Below are 18,135 nucleotides of genomic sequence, written 5' to 3'. Positions count from 1 at the left end.
CCATTCAGGGGGATACTAGGAGCCGCGCTTCGAACCCCACAAATAACGTGTTCGGATACGTCCCATATCAGCTCGGCATACCCCTTGGAACCGCTCCGATGACCTTGAAACAGCTCCGCTATCTGATCGCCATCGTCGAAGCCGGCAGCTTCTCTTCTGCCTCGCGCCGCGCCTACATCGCCCAGCCAGCCCTGAGCAGGCAGATCAGCCTGCTGGAAAGCGAGCTGGAAATGCAGCTGCTCGATCGCCAGCACGACGGCATTGCCCTGACCGATGCAGGGCGCCAGCTTTACGAGGTGGCCCGCCAGGTGGTGCAGAAACTCGACTCGGTGAAGGACGAGCTGAAATCCAGCCGCGGCGACCCCAAGGGCCACGTGGCCATTTCCATCCCGGCCACCGCCGCCGACCTGCTGTTGCCGGAAATCGTCAGGCGCGCCGAACAACGCTTCCCGGGTGTGACCCTGACGGTGTGGGATGGCCTCAGCCGCGAAGGCGGCCAGGCTATCGAACTGGGCAAGGTGGACTTTGGCGTGGTGCCCAATGCCGAGGAACTCGACCATGTCGAAGCCGAGCCGATCTTCACCGAGGCGCTGTACTGGGTCGGTGCCGCAACGCCGGGGGCCCCCGACACCATCACCCTGGCCGAAGCCGCCGCCACCCGGCTGGTGCTGCCGCCGCGGGCCCTGCACCTGCGCCGCCGCATCGAGCAAGCCGCCATGGAGGCTGGCGTGCCGCTGGCAGCGACCTATGAGCAACAATCGGCGCCCGGCATCGCCAGCCTGGTGCGTGCCGGGCTGGCGGCGACCATCAGCAACTGGCCGCCGCTGAGCGAACTGCTCGAACCCACCACAGCGCGGCGCATCGTCGAGCCGCGGATCAGCCGCACCATCACCTTGGCGCACTCCCGGCACAAGCCTCTTTCATTCGCCGCCGCGTGCCTGCGCGACCTGGTACGCGGCGTGCTGATCGACCTGGTCAACAGTGGCCGCTGGCGCGGCGAACTGATCGGCCGCGAGGCCGAGCCGCTGGAGTCCGTGCTGGGTGTTCAGCTGGCGGTCTGAGCGCGTGCCTGCTTGCCTCCTGCCACCGGCTCACCCAAGCGCTGCAGGGTGCGTTGCGGGTTCAAGGTGAGCAGCCCGACCAGCCCGGCCACCACCAGCACCACACCGCATACCAGGAACCCCTGGGCGTACCCCGCCGGGTGTTCGCTACCGGCGCCCTGCACCAGCACGCCAGTCACCACCGGCGCTGCCAACCCGGCCAGTGAAGCGATGCCGTTGCCCATGGCGAGAATGCCCCCGCGCTGGGCCGCTGGAGTGAACTCGGCGAGCATTGCCGGGCCCACCGAATACATGACCAAGGCCAGGCCACCGCTGAAGGTCAGCGCGGCGACCCGTACGCCAGTGCTCAACCCGCGCAGGATCAGCGACGCCGACAACAGCCCGCCCAGTATCAGGCACACCGAAACGAACACGCCACGTGCCACCCGCGAGGGCAGGCCACGGCGCATGAGGCGTTGGGAAAACCAGGCCAGCAGCAAGCTCAGCGGCGTGGTCACCACCACGAACATGACGAAGATGCGCCCGGTCTGCAGCGGGTCGATACCCAAGCCCACCTGCAGGTAACTGGGCACCCAGGTCAGGGTCAGGGCCAATGACCAGTTGGCGGCGAAGTGGCACAGGTAGTTGCCCAGCACACTGGGGTCACTCAGCAGCCTGCCATAGGGGATTGCCGGCTCATCAGCCTTGAGCTGGCTGGCGCGCAGGCGCTCGAGGGTGCCCTCCTGGCCCAGCCGCCACCACAGCAGGCACCAGACCAGGCCGATAACCGCAAGAATGATGAAATTGCTGCGCCAGCCATAATGCAGGCTGACCCAAGGGATCATCGCCCCGGCCACCAGCAAGCCCATCGCACTGCCAGCATGCAGCAGGGCCACAGGCAAGTTGCGCCGGTCGTTGGGGAACCACTTGTACAACGCATGGGTGGCAACCGGGGATGCCGGCCCCTCACCTATGCCCAGCAGCACGCGGCAGGCGACGATGGCCCACAGCGAAGTGGCAAACAGCATCGGCAGCTGGATCAGTGCCCAGAACAAGCCCATGCCCAGCAGCAAGGTGCGGGTGGGGCGGCGATTGGCCAGGAAGCCGCCGATCACGGCGGAGATGGCGAAGAACCAATGCAGAGCGCCGCCGATCAGGCCAAATTCGGTGGCGGTCAGGCCCAGCTCGGTGCTCATCGGCACCGCCACCAGGCCGATCACCACCTTGTCGAGAAAGTTGACCAGCATCAGCAGCGCCAGCAGCGCGGCCACCAGCCAGGCAGTCCGGGGGTTGGGCAGGGAAGGATCCGCAGTCATGGCAAGTACTCTTGTTATTGTTGTGAAGTGTTACGAAAAGGCCGCCTCAGCAGCGGCCCGTCGATCAACCGGGCATCAGTACCCCTTTGGCAATGGTGTTGCGCTGGATCTCGCTGGTGCCGGTGAGGATACGCATCATCCGTGTGGCACGGAAAATCCACTCCACCGGGTGCCCCTGCAGCAACCCCGCGCCACCATGCACCTGCACCGCCTTGTCGGCGATGCGGAAGGCGGCCTCGGAGACAAACAGCTTGCACATCGGCGCCTGGGTGCGGATATCGCCCCCGGCGTCGTTCACCTGGGCCGTGGCGTACACCATGCTGCGTGCTGCGTGCAGCTCGGTGGCCATGTCGGCGATCATGTGGTTGACCGCCTGGAACATGGCGATCGGCTGGCCAAACTGCTTGCGGCTGCGTGCATGGTCGATGGACAGGTTCAAGGCCAGGCCGGCCATCCCCAGCAGGGTCGGACAGTGCAGCAGGCGGTTGAGGGTGATGCGCCCCATCGCCAGCTTGAAGCCTTGCCCCTCCTCACCGATCAGGTTGGCCGCCGGCACCCGCACCTCATCGAGCAGGATATCGGCATGGGCACCGCCACCGGACATCACCGAGTAGTCGCCCTCGATGCGCACGCCTGCTGCCTTGAGGTCGACGAAAAATGCCGATATGCCCTGTGCGCCCTGGCCCGGCCCGGTCACCGCCAGCAGCACCGCCAGGTCGGCGTAGGTAGCACCGGAGATGTAACGCTTGCTGCCGCTGAGCACATAGTGATCACCGTCGCGGCGGGCCTGGGTGCGGATGGCGGTGGCATCCGAACCGGCCTCGGCTTCGGTCAGGGCAAAGCACACGGCCCGTTCGGCGCGGCACACCGGCTTGAGGAAAGCCTCGACCTGGTAGGGGCTGGCCACCTTGAACAGGTGGCCGACCCGGGGCGGCCCCGACAGCTCGCCCAGCACATGCGGCGCGAGCATCGAGCCGGTCAGCACCGTGGCCTCCTTCACCGCGCACAGGTCGGCCACGTTCAGCCCGGCGCCCCCCATGCTTTCCGGCAGCATGACCGTGTACAGGCCTTGCTCGCTGGAACGCTTCCATACCTCTCGCAGCACCGCCTGCGGATGCGGCCGTGCCCAGTCCAGTTGAGCCTGCTGCTCCAGCGGGCGAACCTGGTCACGGACAAACCCCTCGATCGCTTCAATGATCTGTGCAGCCTTGGCACTCGGTTGATACATGGTGATACTCCCTGTTCAGATGCGACGTTCGCTGTGTTGCCAGTAGGTGTCCCGGACCAGGCGGCGCACCACCTTGCCATTGGGGTTTTTTGGCAGTTCGCTGACAAAGTCGACGCCGCGCGGCTTCTTGAACCCCGCCAGAGCACGGCCGCAACGTTCGATGAGCTCGTCGGCCTGCAACTGGGCGCCGGGCTTGAGCACCACCACCGCGCGCACCGCTTCGCCCCACTGCACATCGGGCACGCCGACCACCGCGACCTCGAACACTTCGGGGAAGCCGTAGATCACCTGCTCCACTTCGCTGGGGTAGACGTTGAAGCCACCGGAAATGATCATTTCCTTCTTGCGGTCGACAATGAACACGTACCCCTGGGCATCGACCTTCGCCAGGTCGCCGGTAAGGTAATAGCCGTCACGCATCACTTCGGCAGTGAGCGCCGGGGCCCGCCAGTAGCCCTGCATGATGTCCGGTCCCTTGACCACGATTTCGCCGACCTCGCCGGGTGCGACGTCCTCGAACGCCTCGTTGACCACCCGCAGGTCGGTCTCGAAATAGCAGCGCCCGCAGGAAGCCAGGCGCTGATAATCGCCGTCTTCCACCAGATGGTCCTGCTCGGTCAGTACCGTCACCAGCGAGCAGGTTTCACCGGCGCCGTAACCCTGCGCGAGAATCGGCCCGAACAGTTCGATGGCTTTTTTCACCAGTGCCGGCGCCATCGGCGCGGCGCCGTACATGACCAGCTTCAGGCTCGACAGGTCGAAGCGCTCGACGCCGGGGTAATTGACCAGCCGGTTGATCATCGCCGGCACCAGGAACAGCCGCGTTACCCGTTCGCGCTGAATGGTTTCGAGCAACAGGCGGTCGTCGTAACGGTCGAGCAGCAGGTTGCACGCGCCCACCGCCAGCAGCGGCATGATCTGCATGCCACTGGCATGGGTGATGGGCCCGACGTGGGCCATGACGTCGCCCGGTTCCGAGCGCCGTGTGGGGCTGGCGATGCTCTTGCGCACCAGCGCCTTGCGGTTGCCGAACGACAGCATGGCGGCCTTGAGCACCCCCGAGCTGCCGGAGGTGTAGTGCAGCACGGCCAGTGCATCGTCGGCAGGGTCCAGGCCCAGGGGGGCGTCGTTGCCGCGTTCGAGCAGCGCGGCATAACCCACGTCACCGCCCTCGCCCTCCAGCACGATCAACTGGCGTAACAGCGGCAACTCGGCGCGCCGCGTCGCCAGCGCCTGGGCAAAGCGGGCGTCGGTGATCAGTGCGACGCTGCAGGAGTCTTCCAGCACCCGCACCACTTCATCCAGTGACAGCCGCGCATTGATCGGCACCTTGACCATCGCCGCCTTGTACAGCGCCACTTCGGCTTCTACCAACTCCACACGGTTGGCCGCGAGGATCGCCACATGCTCGCCGCTGGCCACGCCCAACGCGCCCAGCCCTGAGGCCAGGCGGTTGCTGCGGCGCTCCAGCTGGGCGTAGGTCACACGCGACTGGCTGTCCGCCACGGCGATGTGGTCCGGCCAGTAGCGGGCGCTTCGGGTAATGATCGTTCCAAGGTTCACGTTGTTGTTCTCGTCGACAGGAAGACTTCGACGATGCTAAACAGCCGTGCTCAGGCACATGAAATACAACATTCAGATGCCGGCCATAACGTTATTAGCTGGCGGGATACTTGGGTGCGTTGATACAGGCTCAGCGCCTTTCTGAAAGCAGTGATCCCGTCAGGGTAGCCGGGCGATCACCTTGATCTCGAAGTCGAAGCCGGACAACCACGTCACGCCGATAGCGGTCACCGTCGGGTAAGGCGCTTCGCCCCAGAACTCGGCGGCAACTTCCCAGAGGGTCTCGAACCTGGCAGCGGGGTCGACCATGAAGATGGTGGTATCGACCACATCGGCGAAGCTGCTGCCCGCCGCGGCCAAAATCGCATTGAGGTTGGTGAAGGCCAGGCGCACCTGCGCCGCGAGGTCGGGCTCGGCCGAGCCATCCTTGCGGCTGCCGACCTGCCCGGATACGAACAGAAAGCCATTGGAGCGTATCGCCGGCGAATAGCGGTGCAGCTCATACAAGGCATGGCGGTCAGGGGGGAAAACCACATCACGTTGGCGGGTCATGGCAAATCTCCAGTGGGGCCGGTCGCGGCCCGTTGGTTACGGTGAAGCCACTGTAGAAAACGCACCCGAGCGGATAAACGGGCAATGCTGGTCATGACTGTTTGTATAATCCAAACAATCCCGACCGGAGCGAGGCCTGAAATGGACCGTATCAACGCGATGCAGGCCTTTGCCCGCGTGGTGGAAACCGGCAGCTTCACCAAGGCCGCCGACACCCTGAACATGAGCAAGACCAGCGTGACCCAGCTGGTCCAGCAGCTGGAGGCCGGGCTGCGCGTGCGCTTGCTCAACCGCACCACGCGCAAGGTCAACGTCACCGCCGATGGTGCGGCCTACTATGAGCGCGTCATCCGCCTGCTGGCGGACATCGACGACGCCGAGACCAGCCTGTCCAGCGCCTCGACGGCACCGCGCGGGCGCCTTCGGGTCGATGTGCCCAGCCCCCTGGCGCGTCTGCTGCTGATACCCGCCCTGCCCGGCTTCTATGCCCGCTACCCGGACATTCAGCTGACCCTGGGCGTGAGCGATCGCATCGTCGATATCATCGAGGAAAACGTCGACTGCGTGGTGCGCGGTGGCGAGATCACCGACCAGTCGCTGGTGGCGCGGCATGTGGGCGACCTCAAGCTCGGCGTCTATGCCACCCCAGGCTACTTGCAGCGCGCCGGAACGCCGCTGCACCCACGGGAACTGGAAGAAGGCCAGCACCGCACCATCGGCTATCTCTGGTTCCGCACGGGCAAGGCACTGCCGCTGGTGCTGCAACAAGGCGATGACCGTCTCGAAGTCCAGGGCCGTTCGGCACTGACGGTCGACGACGGCAACGCCTACCTCGCCGCCGGCCTTGCCGGTCTGGGCGTGCTCTGGCTACCGCACTACATGGCCAAACCGCACCTGGCCAGCGGCGAGCTGGTGCCATTGTTCGAAGACTGGCAACTGGCGCCGATGCCGCTGTACCTGGCATTCCCACCCAATCGCCACGTCAGCGCCAAGCTGCGCCTATTCATCGACTGGGTGATGGAGTTGATGACCACACACACCTGATGCACATGCCCAGCTGCGCCAGCTTGGTGCGAAAGTGTGATCTGTTGTGCTGAGCCTGCGTCTGAAACGCTACCCCTCGCCGTCGCCTGGGGGAGTGATGACAGGGCCTTCCATGCAAACGCTGTTGAACGAGATTCTCGACGAAGTGCGCCCCTTGATCGGCAAGGGCAAAGTGGCTGACTACATTCCTGCGCTGGCCGATGTGCCGGCGCAGCAACTGGGCATCGCCGTGTATGGCAACGATGGCAGTTACTACTGCGCAGGCGACGCTCAGGTACCGTTTTCGGTGCAGAGTATTTCCAAGGTGTTCAGCCTGGTCCAGGCGATTGGCCACTCCGGTGAAGCCATCTGGGAGCGGCTTGGGCACGAGCCCTCGGGCCAGCCGTTCAACTCGCTGGTGCAGCTGGAGTTCGAGCGCGGCCGCCCGCGCAATCCCTTCATCAATGCAGGCGCGTTGGTGATCTGCGATATCAACCAGTCGCGCTTCGCCGCCCCTACGTTGTCGATGCGCGATTTCGTGCGACGGCTGTCGGGCAACCCACACATTGCCATCGACGCCCGCGTCGCGGATTCGGAATACCAGTTCCGCGCGCGCAACGCGGCCATGGCTTACCTGATGCAGTCGTTCGGCAACTTCCATAACGAAGTCGAGACGGTGCTGCGCAGCTACTTCAGCTACTGCGCCCTGCAGATGAGCTGCCTGGACCTGGCCCGGGCGTTCTGTTTCCTGGCCAACGACGGGTTCTGCAAGCACAGCGGCGAGCAGATCCTGACCCGACGCCAGACCCAGCAGGTGAACTCGATCATGGCCACCAGCGGGCTGTATGACGAAGCGGGGAACTTCGCCTACCGCGTGGGCCTGCCGGGCAAGAGTGGCGTGGGTGGCGGGATCGTGGCGATCGTGCCGGGGCAATTTACCGTGTGCGTGTGGTCGCCGGAGCTGAATGCGGCGGGCAACTCCTACGCGGGCATGGCGGCGCTCGAGTTGCTGAGTTCGCGGATCGGGTGGTCGGTGTTCTGAGCCGATAGCCATCAGCCAGACGGTCATGGCGGTTCGCTTCGAGGGGGCTATCGTTGCTGGTCTGGGCAACGACTACCGATCGAGGGTAGAGCCATGAACACCAGTGATTTGCTCGAACAGTTACTCCGGGCCGGCCAGGGTTCGCAGGCGCAATCAGGCAGCGGCGGCCTGGCATCGCAAGACGGCCTTGGCGGCTTGCTGGGCGGTTTGCTCGGCGGCGCAAGCAGCACGGGCGGTGGCAATGGCCTGGGGGGGTTGTTGGGCGGCCTTTTGGGGGGTGGCAGCGCTGGTGGCTCTGCGCAGGGTCGCTCGGCAGGTGGCATCAATTACGCGGCCCTGGCGTCGTTGGGCATGATGGCGTTCCAGGCTTACCAGAGCTGGCAACGCAGCCAGGCGGCAGCGCCACAACAGGAGGTGCGCACTGTCGATCAATTGTCCGGGCCCGAGGCCGAGGATCATAGCCACGCGATCCTGCGTGCGCTGATTGCCGCCGCCAAGGCAGATGGTCGCATCGACGCACAGGAAGAACAGCTGATCTACGCGGAAATCAAACGCCAGACCAGCGACCCGCAACTGCAGCAATGGCTGGATGACGAAGTCAGCAAGCCGCTCGATGCTGCCGAGGTGGCGCGGTCGGCACAGGACCCGGCGATGGCCGCGGAAATGTACCTGGCCAGCGTGATGCTGGTGGATGACCAGCAGGATGCGGAGCGGGCGTACCTTGATGAACTGGCCAGCGCACTGCAGATCGACCCCACATTGCAGGTGCATCTGGAACAACAGGCCAAGGGCGCTGCTTGACGGGCTGAGGAAAAGCCCGCCACCGCGCATCGGCCTTCACAGCCAGTCAAAAGCTGCCAGCGGGCTCAGAGGTGATCTCGGTGGGCGATCCGCCATGTGCAGACCGCAATGTAAAACATTCTTAATAGTTGATTAATCCCGAGCTTGCTCCTCGCACCGGTAAAATTTCGCGCTTTTACCTGTGGAGGAAGCGCCAATGCTTCGAATGTTGTCCTGTGCCGCCCTCTTGAGCACGTCATTCATTTGCTCGGCTGCTGACGTTGTACAAGGCGGTGAGCAAACCCTGACCGTTCTGAGTTCCGGCGGCATCATGGGCGCTATCCGGGAAGTGGCGCCAGCTTATGAGAAGAAATATGGTGTGAAGCTGGATGTTCTCGCCGCGCCTTCGATGGGGCAAACCCCGCAGGCCGTCCCCAACAGGCTCGCCCGCGGTGAGCAGGCGGATGTCGTGCTGATGGTAGGTTCGGCGCTCGACAACCTGGTCGCCAGCGGTCAAGCCGACAAGACCAGCCGAAGGGATCTGGGCAAATCCTACATCGCCATGGCCGTTCGCAAGGGCGAACCGAAACCCGACATAAGCACCCTGCAGGCCTTGCGCACAGTGCTGCAAAACAGCAGCTCTGTCGCCTACTCCGACAGCGCGAGCGGCGTCTACCTGTCCAAGACCCTGTTCCCTCGCATGCAGCTCGGTGAGCAGTTCGAGGCCAAGGCTCACATGATCCCTGCCGAGCCTGTCGGCGCAGTGATCGCTCGCGGCCAAGCACAGATCGGCTTCCAGCAGCTGAGTGAACTCAAGCCAGTAAAGGGCATCGACATAGTGGGTCTGATCCCGGCTGAAGCGCAGAAGATGACCCTGTATTCGGGCGCTGTCGTCAGCAAGAGCCAGCACCAATCTGCAGCCAAGGCACTTCTGGATTACCTGGCATCACCACAAGCTGACGCCGCGATCAAGGACAGCGGGCTGACACCACTGGAGCATTCAAAGGGCTGACTGCAAACGCAGCACTGTTACGGGATGCGGCCAGAAACGCCTGCATTGCTTTCCCCATAGGCAGGGTCCTGCGAGTGTCAACAAAGGGTCGATAGCTGTCGGTCGAGGATCACTGCCTTCGACCCATGATTGCCTGTAAGTTCAGAGGCGATCTTTGTGGGAGCGGGCTTGCCCCGCGAACACGGGCGTAGCCCGTGCCAGGTAACTCCATCGCATGGGCCGGCCTCTTCGCGGGACAAGCCCGCTCCCACAGAATCACTGCCAACTTCACCGGCGGCTCCGGGTCGATAGCGGTCTGTCACGACCGGCTGTTTTCGCCCCCTATCGGACAGAGAGAAAGCAGCCACTGAGGTGGCTAAGCACTTCTTTTACTGACAATGCCGTGACCGGCACTGGCGTCTGCGGTTACCTGCGCATGCATTGCTGAAACACGCTCACCGTCCGCTCGGCAAGGGCGGTCGAGTTTCGATTTGTTCAAGGCTTACGCGGTAGGTGGTGTAGGTATCGCCGTCTTGCAGATAAAGGTTGCTGCGGTAATCCGAGACTGCGCCTTTGAGCTTGATGTGCAGGCCGTTGGCGACACGCTGGATTACCACGTCTTTCACATCAGTGTCTGAGACCAGAAAGGGTGGTGTCTTGGCAACAAGCACCTTGATCGCCTCTTTACTCCTACCGCCGCCGTCGTAGACATAGAACCTCAGCTTCTTGGGTTCTTCGGGATCCCTGGCCTCCTGAACGATGTAGATCGATTGCCCCGGAATGAAGGCTTGCTCCAGGACAATCTCAGACGGGAATTGCGGTTTTATCAGGTATGCAAAGATGGAAAAGCAGGCTAAGCAGAGCAAAACAGTAATCAAGCGATGCTCTTTGACGCCGACTACAAGACGCTGCAGTAAGGACTTGCGTATGCCTTTCAATGTTCGACCTTCCATGTCTTGAATTCCATTTCCACCCTCACAGTCGAACCCGTCAAAATGCTCGTCGAACTCAAGGTTCGCAGGCAGAATCTCAAGCCAGTTCGTTCAAGGAAGTTATCCGGCATGATACCACATGACGCTTTACGATTTACCCGCTGGGTAGCCGGCTTCTCGATCGCCACCGTGATCCTGGGTGTGGCATTGGCGTTGTACGTACTGCAATCACCCACCTCCTCCCCCGTCAAATTCTCAGGCGTTCTGGCGCTGGGCGTGCTGTGGCTCACCAACTTGATCACCTTGCTGATGAACGCGGTTTACTGGTTTATCCGCAGGTGGCCGAAATGGCTGCTGGTAATGATCGTGGCACAGGGGGCTGTAGCAGTGATAGGGCTGCTGCCTATGTTCTGACCCGATGAGCATTTCAGATGAATGCTTTTGCTTGACCTGAGCGAGCCAGGCTGGAGGAAGCTGCTCGGTCGGCGGGACGGGGCAAGGTTGAATACCCTGCCCTGTCATTCTGCGACTGACTCAGTCCGCCGCCTGTTCCGCAGCGGTATCGGCAACAGGTGCCGGAGCTGCCGCCTTTGCCTTGGCACGGTCTTTACGGCCTTTGCCACGCTGGCGCGAAGCTTGCTGCTTGGCATACAGCGCCTGGCCGGCGGTGACGATGCCAGCTGGCTGACCGTTCAAGTCCAGGCGCGGCGCGTTCTCTACCATGCAGGCCCAGTAGCGGTTGCCCCGGCACCAGGTCGAGATGCCCAGCTTGAGCTGTTCGCTGGTGATGCCGAGCAGTTCCAGGTGTTGCTCGGCATCCTTGAAGATGCCCTCTTTGAGCGGCACCTTGGGGGCCGGGTTTACAGGGAACGCCAAGGGGAAATGCTTCTGCAATGGCCAGATCGCTTCCACCGCCGGGTCCACCTCACGCGCCTTCGCCTGTGGCGCGGGCTTGCGCTTGGCGGGGCGCGGCGGGTTCTCGGCCTTTTTCTGCTGCTCTTTTTCAGACCGCAGGCGGTCACGTAACTCAGCTAGTTGTTCAAAACCCATCGTTAATTCACTGCTTCTACGTTGATTGCGTGGCGCAAGGATAAGCCATGCAGCGCCAACGAGCAGCAGAAAGAGGACAAATCGCTGCTGTTTTTACTGAAATGGCATGACCACGCGCCCGTTCAAGCGCCACCCCGGAAGCAACTAACGCCCCAAGCGGTGATCTTGAACGGCAAGTGATAGTGCGCCTGTGCATCGCCAATACCGAAGCGATACACAAGCTCGTCGATAAACGGAATTTCAGGCAATTCAGTACCCAGCTGGCGGTAGAACTGCGCCACCTGCAGACGCACTTCATAGACGCCCACCCCGAACAGCGCGTTCATATCGGCCAGCCCCGCCCACTGGCCACGCGCATCGATGACACCCTGCGCGATCGGCGCGCCGCCCGGCAACGCGATGCTCAGGCGCAGCCCTTGCGCGGCACGCCCGCTGGCGATGTCCACAACATGCACGGAAACGCCACCGTTCATGCCCAGAACCCCTGGTGGGCAGCTGCGGCCTCTTCTTCAAGCACCGGACCATGAACCTGCACGGTGCGCTGACCACGCGCGAACACCTCGCGGCACGGCAGCGAGAAGGTGGGGTTTTCCGGGTGCGCACCGGTCAGCCCGAGCAGCGCGTGTTCCGACAACGCATACACCACCCGGCCAATACCGGTCCAGTACACCGCGCCCGCGCACATGCAGCAGGGCTCGGCGCTGGTGTACAGGGTGCAGCCTGCCAGTTGCTCCGGGGTCAGCAGCTTGGCGGCGCGCGCCGCCGCGACCAGTTCGGCATGCTGGGTCGGGTCGCCCTCCGGAGGCATGGAGTTGTTACCGGCACTGGCGATGATCTGGCCTTGGGCATCGGCGACAAGGGCGGCGAACGGGTGGCGGCCATCGTTGCGCGACTGCTCGGACAGGCGGATCGACTCGCGCAGCAGGGCCAGGTCCATTTCGGACAGGTCAGCGCCGGAGCGGGTGAAGGTCATGGCTGTTACTCCTTGAACGGCGTTTGAAAGCGCGCCAGCTGGCGCGCGTGAGAATGCAGGTTCACTTGGCCAGGCTGGTATCGACGGCGTCCTGGCTGCCGGGTTCGGCTTCACGGTTGAGCAGCAGGTTGAGCAGAATGGCGCTGACAGCGGCAAGGAAGATCCCGCTTTCCAGCACCAGCTTCAGCGGGCCGCTGACATGCTCGAACAGCGCCGGCATCGACATCGGCAACACACCGATGCTGACCGACACCGCCACGACCAGGCCGTTGCGGGTGCCCTCGAAACGTACGCGGGCCAGTTCCTGGATGCCGGCCACGGTGGTCATGCCGAACATCACGATGGCGCAGCCACCGAGCACGGGCGTCGGCACGCTGGCGATCAACGCACCCAACTTGGGAAACAACCCCATCAGCACCATGATGGCGCCCGCTGCCGCGACCACGAAGCGGCTCTTGACCCCGGAAAGCGCGATCAGGCCGGTGTTTTGCGTGAATGCGTTGTACGGAAAGCTATTGAACAGGCCGCCGAGCATGGTCGACAGGCCATCGGCGCGAAACGCGTTGCCCAAGGTGCGCTGGTCGGTGGGCTTGCCGGTCAGCTTGCCGATGGCCAGGCAGTTGCCGGTGGTTTCGGCCATGATCACCAGCATCGCCAACAGCATGATCAGCACGGGGGTGAAGGCGAACTGCGGGGCGCCGAAGGCCATTGGCGCGCTGAGCTCGAACCACTTTGCATCGGCCACCCGGCTGAAGTCAGCCATGCCGCAGGCCACGGCCACCACGCTGCCGGCGATCAGCCCCAGAAGCACGCTGAGGTTGCCGATAAACCCACGAAACCGTGCGTGGATCACCAGCGTCATCGCCACCGTGGCCACGCCCAGCATCAGGTTGGCCGGTTTGCCGAAGTCCGCAGTGCCTGGCTGCCCTCCCCCGAGCCAGATGGCCGCGGCCGGCATCAGCGAAATGCCGATGACAGTGATCAGGCTGCCGATCACCACCGGCGGGAAAAACCGCAGCAGTCGGCTGAACAGCGGCGCGATGGCAACGGTCAGCGCACCGGCTGCGATCACTGCACCGAACACGTGAGGTAGCCCGAATTCCTTGCCGATCATGATCATCGGCGCCAAGGCAATGAACGAGCAGCCCTGGATCAGCGGCAAGCGTGCACCGAAGCGCCACAGCCCGAGGGTTTGCAGCAAGGTGGCACCCCCCGATGTGAGCAGGTTGGCATTGATCAGCGTGACCACCTGGGCCTGGGTCAGGCCCAGGGCGCTACCCAGAATCAGTGGCACGGCAACGGCACCGGCGTACATCACCAGCACATGCTGCAGGCCGAAGGTGAACAGCTGCCGCGCAGGCAGTACTTCATCCACGGGGTGGATAACAGGTTGGCTCATGTCGTGACTCTCCTCATGTGCGGCTCTTTTTATTGTTGAAGGCGCCCGGAGTGACATTCAGCGCAGGGAAGCAGGGGCAGCTGCCGCGATGTCGGAGTGGAGAATCCTGCGAAATCAGCGATGGAGCAAATGATTAACCATCGTTACCATCGATGGATCGACGCGTAGAAAGGATCAGGCCATGCGCTTTTCTCTGGATCAGTTGCAGGTATTCGTCAGTGCCGTGCAGGCCGGCTCGTTCTCTGCCGCTGCGCGGCGGCTGGGGCGTACCCAGTCGACGGTCAGCGCGGCCATCAGCAACCTGGAAACCGACCTGGGTGTGCAGCTGTTCGACCGCACCAGCCGCATCCCCGCCCTGACCGCCGCCGGGCACAAGCTGTTGCTGCGCGCCGAGGGCATTCTTGAGCGCTGCTATGCCCTGGAGGGCAGCGCCGACAGCCTGGCGGGCCAGGTGGAAGCCGCGCTGACCTTGGCGATCGAGGTGCCTTATGGCCCGCTGATACCGCCGTTCAAAGACTTTGACGCGGCGTTTCCTTTCGTCGACCTGCTGATCCGCCACCCGCTGCACGGCGATGTCAGCGAGATGATCCTGACAGGCGAGGCCGACCTTGGGGTGAGCTTCGCCCAGCCCCACTACCCGCCAGAGCTTGCCTTCCAGCAGTTGGGCAAGCTGATCATGACCCACGTCTGCCACCCGCAGTTCGCCCTGGCCGGGCAGTGCCCGGTGAGCTTTGCCGACCTCAACGCCCATCGCCGGCTAGCCTTTTTCGCCCATGCCGACAAGCTGCCCAGCAGCGAATACCTGCGGGCCGGCCAGCTGTGGCGGGCGGAGAGTTACCTGGCGCTGGTGGAGATGGTGCGCGGTGGGCTTGGCTGGGCGACGCTGCCGCGCCAGCTGGTGCAGCACGAGTTGGCAAGCGGGCAACTGGTGGAGCTGCAGCTGGAGGCCTACCCCCACACCGACTGGCTGGTGGGGGTAGACCTGCTGTGGCACCGCAAGCGCCAGCCTGGGCCGGCGGCGCGCTACCTGCGCGAGTGCCTGCAACGCAGCAAGGTGTTCGAGCTGGACCGCATGGGCAGGTCCACGACCTTGTGAGGGGCGCCACTCAAGCTGCTTTGAGCTCCAGTGGCTTGCGCGGCTCGGCGCCCGAGCGCGTGAGCATGCCAGCGGGGATCGCCAGGATCAGCAAGCCGCTGATGAACAGGCACAGGCCCAGCACGTAGGTGCCGTCGTTGATGTTACCGGTCAGGGTCTCTGCCATTGCCGTGATCATCGAGCCGGTGAAGCCCGACAGGTTGCCGATGGCATTGATCATGCCGATGCCCGCCGCCGCCGCGACACCCGACAACACCGTGCCCGGCAGTGTCCAGTAGATCGGCATCAGGCTCAGCACACCCGAGGCCGCCACCGTCAGGAACAGGATCGACAGCGTCACATCATGGGCGAACGCGGCGCTGAGGATCAGGCCGCAGCCACCGATGAACGCCGGAATCGCGGCATGCCAGCGGCGCTCACCGGTGCGGTTGGAGTGGCGTGCGTTGAGGAACATGGCAATGATCGCCACGCTGTAGGGAATGGCGGTCAGCAGGCCGATCTCCAGGCTGCTGGTCACGCCCGCGCTCTTGATGATCGACGGCATCCAGAACGCCAGGCCATAGAAGCCGGTGTTGAAGGTCAGCAGGATCAGTACCAGCAACCACACCCGCGGGTTGAAGAACACCTCGCCCAAGCGCGAGACCTTGCCGTGCGCCTCTTGCTGCAGGTTGGCCTTGAGCAGCTGCTTCTGCGCATCCGACAGCCAGGTGGCCTTGTCGATGTTGTCGCACAGGCAGGTGAACACCACCACGGCCATGATCACCGAAGGCACACCCTCGATCAGCAGCATCCACTGCCAGCCCGCCATTTCATGCCAGCCATCCAGGCTCGTCATCAGCCAGCCCGACAGCACGCCACCGAGGGTGAGGCTGACCGGCATTGCCATCAGAAAGCCCGACATGACCCGGCTTTGCCGATGGGTCGGAAACCAGTAGTTGAGGTAGAGGATCACCCCAGGAAAGAAACCGGCTTCGCAGATGCCCAGCAAAAAGCGCAGCACGTAGAACATGGTGCTGGACTCTATGTGGAAGAACCCGGCCAATGGCTGAGTGAAGGCCACCGCCATCGAGATGATGGCCCAGCTCAGCATGATCCGCGCGATCCAGAAGCGCGCGCCGTAGCGATGCAGCAGCAGGTTGCTGGGCACCTCGAACAGGAAGTAGCCCCAGAAGAACACGCTGGCGCCAAGGGCATAGACCGTGTTGCTGAACTGCAGGTCGTCGAGCATGCTCAGCTTGGCAAAGCCGATATTGACCCGGTCAAGGTAGGCGGCGATGTAGCACAGCAGCAGGATCGGCAAGATACGCAGGATGACCTTGCGGTAGGTGCGATCTTCAAACGCCTGATCGTGGGTGGGGGCGACAGAGTGATGAGCCATGGCCAAGCCTCTTGGCATGTCGTGCATGCCTGATTGTTGTTATTGGAAGCCCCCAGGTGCGCGTGCACCCAGGGGGGACTATCAGCAGCGGTTGTCAGCGGATCGGGTCTCGGCTGGGCTGGCCGTCGACCAGGCGCAGCAGCCCCAGCGGGTTGGCATCGCGCAGCGCCTCGGGCAGCAACGCATCGGGGAAGTTCTGGTAGCACACCGGGCGCAGGAAGCGGTCGATCGCCAAGGTGCCGACCGAGGTGCCACGGCTGTCGGAAGTGGCCGGGAACGGGCCGCCATGAACCATGGCATCGCACACCTCGACGCCGGTCGGGTAACCGTTGACCAGCACGCGGCCGGCCTTCTGTTCCAGCAATGCCACCAGTGGCGCAGCGTTGGCAAGGTCGTCGGGCTCGCCGATCAGCGTGGCCGTCAGTTGCCCGCCCAGCGCATGCAGCGCCGCCAGCAACTGGGCCTGGTCGGCAAGCTCGACCACCACGGTGGCCGGGCCGAAGATTTCCTCCTGCAGCAGCGCTTCGCCACCCAGCAACAACTGCGCATCCGCCTGGAACAGCTGCGGCCAGGCCTGGTCGCCCTGCTGCTCGGCACCGGCCAGCAGGCGCACACCGGCATGGGCCTTGAGCGTGGCCACGCCGTGGGCATAGCTTGCCAGGGTGCCGGCATTGAGCATGGTCTGTGGCGGCTGCTCGGCCATCTGCGCCGCCAGGTGCTCGACAAAGGCGCTGAATGCTGGCGAGCGAACCCCCAACACCAGGCCTGGGTTGGTGCAGAACTGCCCGCAGCCCAGCACCACCGATGCGGCCAGTTCGCGGGCCACGGCCTCACCGCGCTGGGCCAGCGCCCCAGGCAGCACCAGCACGGGGTTGATGCTGCTCATTTCGGCGAACACCGGGATCGGCTGCGGCCGCGCCGCCGCCATGTCGCACAGGGCACGGCCGCCCTTGAGCGAGCCGGTGAAGCCCACGGCCTGGATGGCCGGGTGCTTGACCAGCGCCTCACCGACCCGGCCACCGTAGATCATGTTGAACACCCCAGCCGGCATGGCACAGCGCTCAGCGGCAGCAACAATGGCCTCGGCCACCCACTGCGCCGTGGCCATATGGCCGCTGTGGGCCTTGAACACCACCGGGCAGCCGGCGGCCAGCGCCGCGGCGGTGTCGCCGCCGGCGGTGGAAAACGCCAGGGGGAAGTTGCTGGCACCGAACACCGCGACCGGCCCCAGACCCATGCGGCACTGGCGGATGTCCAGGCGCGGCAGCGGGGTACGCTGGGGCTGTGCACGGTCGATGCGCGCGCCGACGAAATCACCGCGGCGCAACACCGTGGCGAACAGCCTCAACTGGCCACTGGTACGGGCCCGTTCACCGTGGATACGCGCTGGCGGCAAGGCCGTTTCCTGGCAAACGGTAGCGATGAAGGCCTCCCCCAGGGCATCGAGTGCGTCTGCGATCGCGTCGAGAAACTCGGCGCGGCGGGCGGCGGGCAAGGCCCGGTACGCGGGATAGGCAGCTGCTGCCGCCAGCGCTGCGGCATCGACTTCTTCGTCACTGGCCTGGTGGAACGCGCCTGGCAGAGGCTGCCCGGTACGCGCATCGACACTGTACAAGGCCGCCTGACCGGTGGCGCGGCGAACCCCGCCGATGAATTGCTGGCCTGCGTGGGACGTCATGGATGATTCCTCGGCATTGCGAAAGACATGGGGCGCTAATCTAGGCGGCTCTGCGATGCTTTCCCAATGGCATTTATGGATCATCCGATAACGC

Annotated in this window: 18 protein-coding genes; 7 read left to right on the top strand and 11 right to left on the bottom strand. The window is 64.0% G+C overall.

Annotated features, from left to right (window positions below):
• Window positions 1–98 precede the first annotated feature (98 nt).
• Entirely contained in the window at window positions 99–1,061 is a 963-nt protein-coding gene (locus OCX61_RS09475; protein ID WP_261943544.1) for a LysR family transcriptional regulator, read from the top strand.
• On the opposite strand, the gene OCX61_RS09470 is transcribed toward OCX61_RS09475, so the two are convergent.
• The 4 genes from OCX61_RS09470 to OCX61_RS09455 all read right to left on the bottom strand — a co-directional run bounded on the left by OCX61_RS09470 (window position 1,046) and on the right by OCX61_RS09455 (window position 5,699).
• Window positions 1,046–2,356, bottom strand: coding sequence for an MFS transporter (locus tag OCX61_RS09470; protein WP_261943543.1), 1,311 nt, complete (start codon window positions 2,354–2,356; stop codon window positions 1,046–1,048). The genes OCX61_RS09475 and OCX61_RS09470 overlap by 16 nt on opposite strands.
• A 64-nt stretch (window positions 2,357–2,420) precedes the next feature.
• Complete coding sequence (locus OCX61_RS09465) at window positions 2,421–3,584, bottom strand: acyl-CoA dehydrogenase family protein (RefSeq protein WP_261943542.1); 1,164 nt, start codon at window positions 3,582–3,584, stop codon at window positions 2,421–2,423.
• 15 nt (window positions 3,585–3,599) lie between these two features.
• On the bottom strand, window positions 3,600–5,147 hold the full coding sequence (locus OCX61_RS09460) for an AMP-binding protein (RefSeq protein ID WP_261943541.1): 1,548 nt from the start codon (window positions 5,145–5,147) through the stop codon (window positions 3,600–3,602).
• Window positions 5,148–5,306: 159 nt separating this feature from the next.
• Window positions 5,307–5,699 carry a RidA family protein gene (locus OCX61_RS09455; protein ID WP_261943540.1) on the bottom strand — a complete coding sequence of 131 codons (393 nt, stop codon included), beginning with the start codon at window positions 5,697–5,699 and terminating at the stop codon, window positions 5,307–5,309.
• A gap of 141 nt (window positions 5,700–5,840) precedes the next feature.
• On the opposite strand from OCX61_RS09455, the gene OCX61_RS09450 reads away from it, so the two are divergent.
• From OCX61_RS09450 to OCX61_RS09435, 4 genes are all read left to right on the top strand, one after another.
• Window positions 5,841–6,743, top strand: coding sequence for a LysR family transcriptional regulator (locus OCX61_RS09450; protein WP_261943539.1), 903 nt, complete (start codon window positions 5,841–5,843; stop codon window positions 6,741–6,743).
• A gap of 112 nt (window positions 6,744–6,855) precedes the next feature.
• Window positions 6,856–7,764, top strand: a complete 909-nt coding sequence (gene glsB / locus OCX61_RS09445; RefSeq protein ID WP_261943538.1) for a glutaminase B — start codon at window positions 6,856–6,858, stop codon at window positions 7,762–7,764.
• Between the two features lie 93 nt (window positions 7,765–7,857).
• The gene (locus tag OCX61_RS09440; RefSeq protein ID WP_261943537.1) at window positions 7,858–8,565 is read left to right on the top strand and encodes a tellurite resistance TerB family protein; all 708 of its coding nucleotides are present in this window, start codon (window positions 7,858–7,860) and stop codon (window positions 8,563–8,565) included.
• A 196-nt stretch (window positions 8,566–8,761) separates the two neighbouring features.
• Window positions 8,762–9,556: a substrate-binding domain-containing protein gene (locus OCX61_RS09435; RefSeq protein WP_261943536.1), complete on the top strand. Its 795-nt coding sequence runs from the start codon at window positions 8,762–8,764 to the stop codon at window positions 9,554–9,556.
• 434 nt (window positions 9,557–9,990) lie between these two features.
• Here the strand turns inward: OCX61_RS09435 and OCX61_RS09430 are convergent, their stop codons facing one another.
• Window positions 9,991–10,488: a hypothetical protein gene (locus OCX61_RS09430; RefSeq protein WP_261943535.1), complete on the bottom strand. Its 498-nt coding sequence runs from the start codon at window positions 10,486–10,488 to the stop codon at window positions 9,991–9,993.
• Between the two features lie 42 nt (window positions 10,489–10,530).
• Here OCX61_RS09430 and OCX61_RS09425 point away from each other — a divergent pair, with 42 nt between their 5' ends.
• The gene (locus OCX61_RS09425; RefSeq protein WP_261943534.1) at window positions 10,531–10,881 is read left to right on the top strand and encodes a hypothetical protein; all 351 of its coding nucleotides are present in this window, start codon (window positions 10,531–10,533) and stop codon (window positions 10,879–10,881) included.
• Window positions 10,882–11,001: 120 nt separating this feature from the next.
• Here OCX61_RS09425 and OCX61_RS09420 read toward each other — a convergent pair whose 3' ends face one another.
• The 4 genes from OCX61_RS09420 to OCX61_RS09405 form a co-directional block, all read right to left on the bottom strand.
• Window positions 11,002–11,517, bottom strand: a complete 516-nt coding sequence (locus OCX61_RS09420) for a ProQ/FinO family protein (protein WP_261943533.1) — start codon at window positions 11,515–11,517, stop codon at window positions 11,002–11,004.
• Between the two features lie 122 nt (window positions 11,518–11,639).
• Window positions 11,640–11,990, bottom strand: a complete 351-nt coding sequence (locus OCX61_RS09415; RefSeq protein WP_261943532.1) for a hydroxyisourate hydrolase — start codon at window positions 11,988–11,990, stop codon at window positions 11,640–11,642.
• Entirely contained in the window at window positions 11,987–12,490 is a 504-nt protein-coding gene (locus OCX61_RS09410; RefSeq protein ID WP_261943531.1) for a nucleoside deaminase, read from the bottom strand. Before OCX61_RS09410 ends, OCX61_RS09415 begins: the two co-directional genes overlap by 4 nt.
• 61 nt (window positions 12,491–12,551) lie before the next feature.
• A complete protein-coding gene (locus tag OCX61_RS09405) occupies window positions 12,552–13,889 on the bottom strand; it encodes a nucleobase:cation symporter-2 family protein (protein WP_261943530.1) in 1,338 nt (445 codons plus the stop codon).
• A gap of 181 nt (window positions 13,890–14,070) precedes the next feature.
• Here OCX61_RS09405 and OCX61_RS09400 point away from each other — a divergent pair, with 181 nt between their 5' ends.
• Window positions 14,071–14,985: a LysR family transcriptional regulator gene (locus OCX61_RS09400; protein WP_261943529.1), complete on the top strand. Its 915-nt coding sequence runs from the start codon at window positions 14,071–14,073 to the stop codon at window positions 14,983–14,985.
• Window positions 14,986–14,995: 10 nt separating this feature from the next.
• Here OCX61_RS09400 and OCX61_RS09395 read toward each other — a convergent pair whose 3' ends face one another.
• Both OCX61_RS09395 and OCX61_RS09390 read right to left on the bottom strand, forming a co-directional pair.
• Window positions 14,996–16,381, bottom strand: coding sequence for an MFS transporter (locus OCX61_RS09395; RefSeq protein WP_410011096.1), 1,386 nt, complete (start codon window positions 16,379–16,381; stop codon window positions 14,996–14,998).
• A gap of 76 nt (window positions 16,382–16,457) precedes the next feature.
• Window positions 16,458–18,041: an aldehyde dehydrogenase (NADP(+)) gene (locus OCX61_RS09390; RefSeq protein ID WP_261943527.1), complete on the bottom strand. Its 1,584-nt coding sequence runs from the start codon at window positions 18,039–18,041 to the stop codon at window positions 16,458–16,460.
• Between the last annotated feature and the right edge of the window lie 94 nt (window positions 18,042–18,135).

This window comes from Pseudomonas sp. LRP2-20, from assembly GCF_024349685.1.
In the GTDB taxonomy this organism is placed as follows: domain Bacteria; phylum Pseudomonadota; class Gammaproteobacteria; order Pseudomonadales; family Pseudomonadaceae; genus Aquipseudomonas.
Note: the sequence above shows the minus strand (reverse complement) of the source record. Positions and strands in the feature narration are given on the sequence as shown.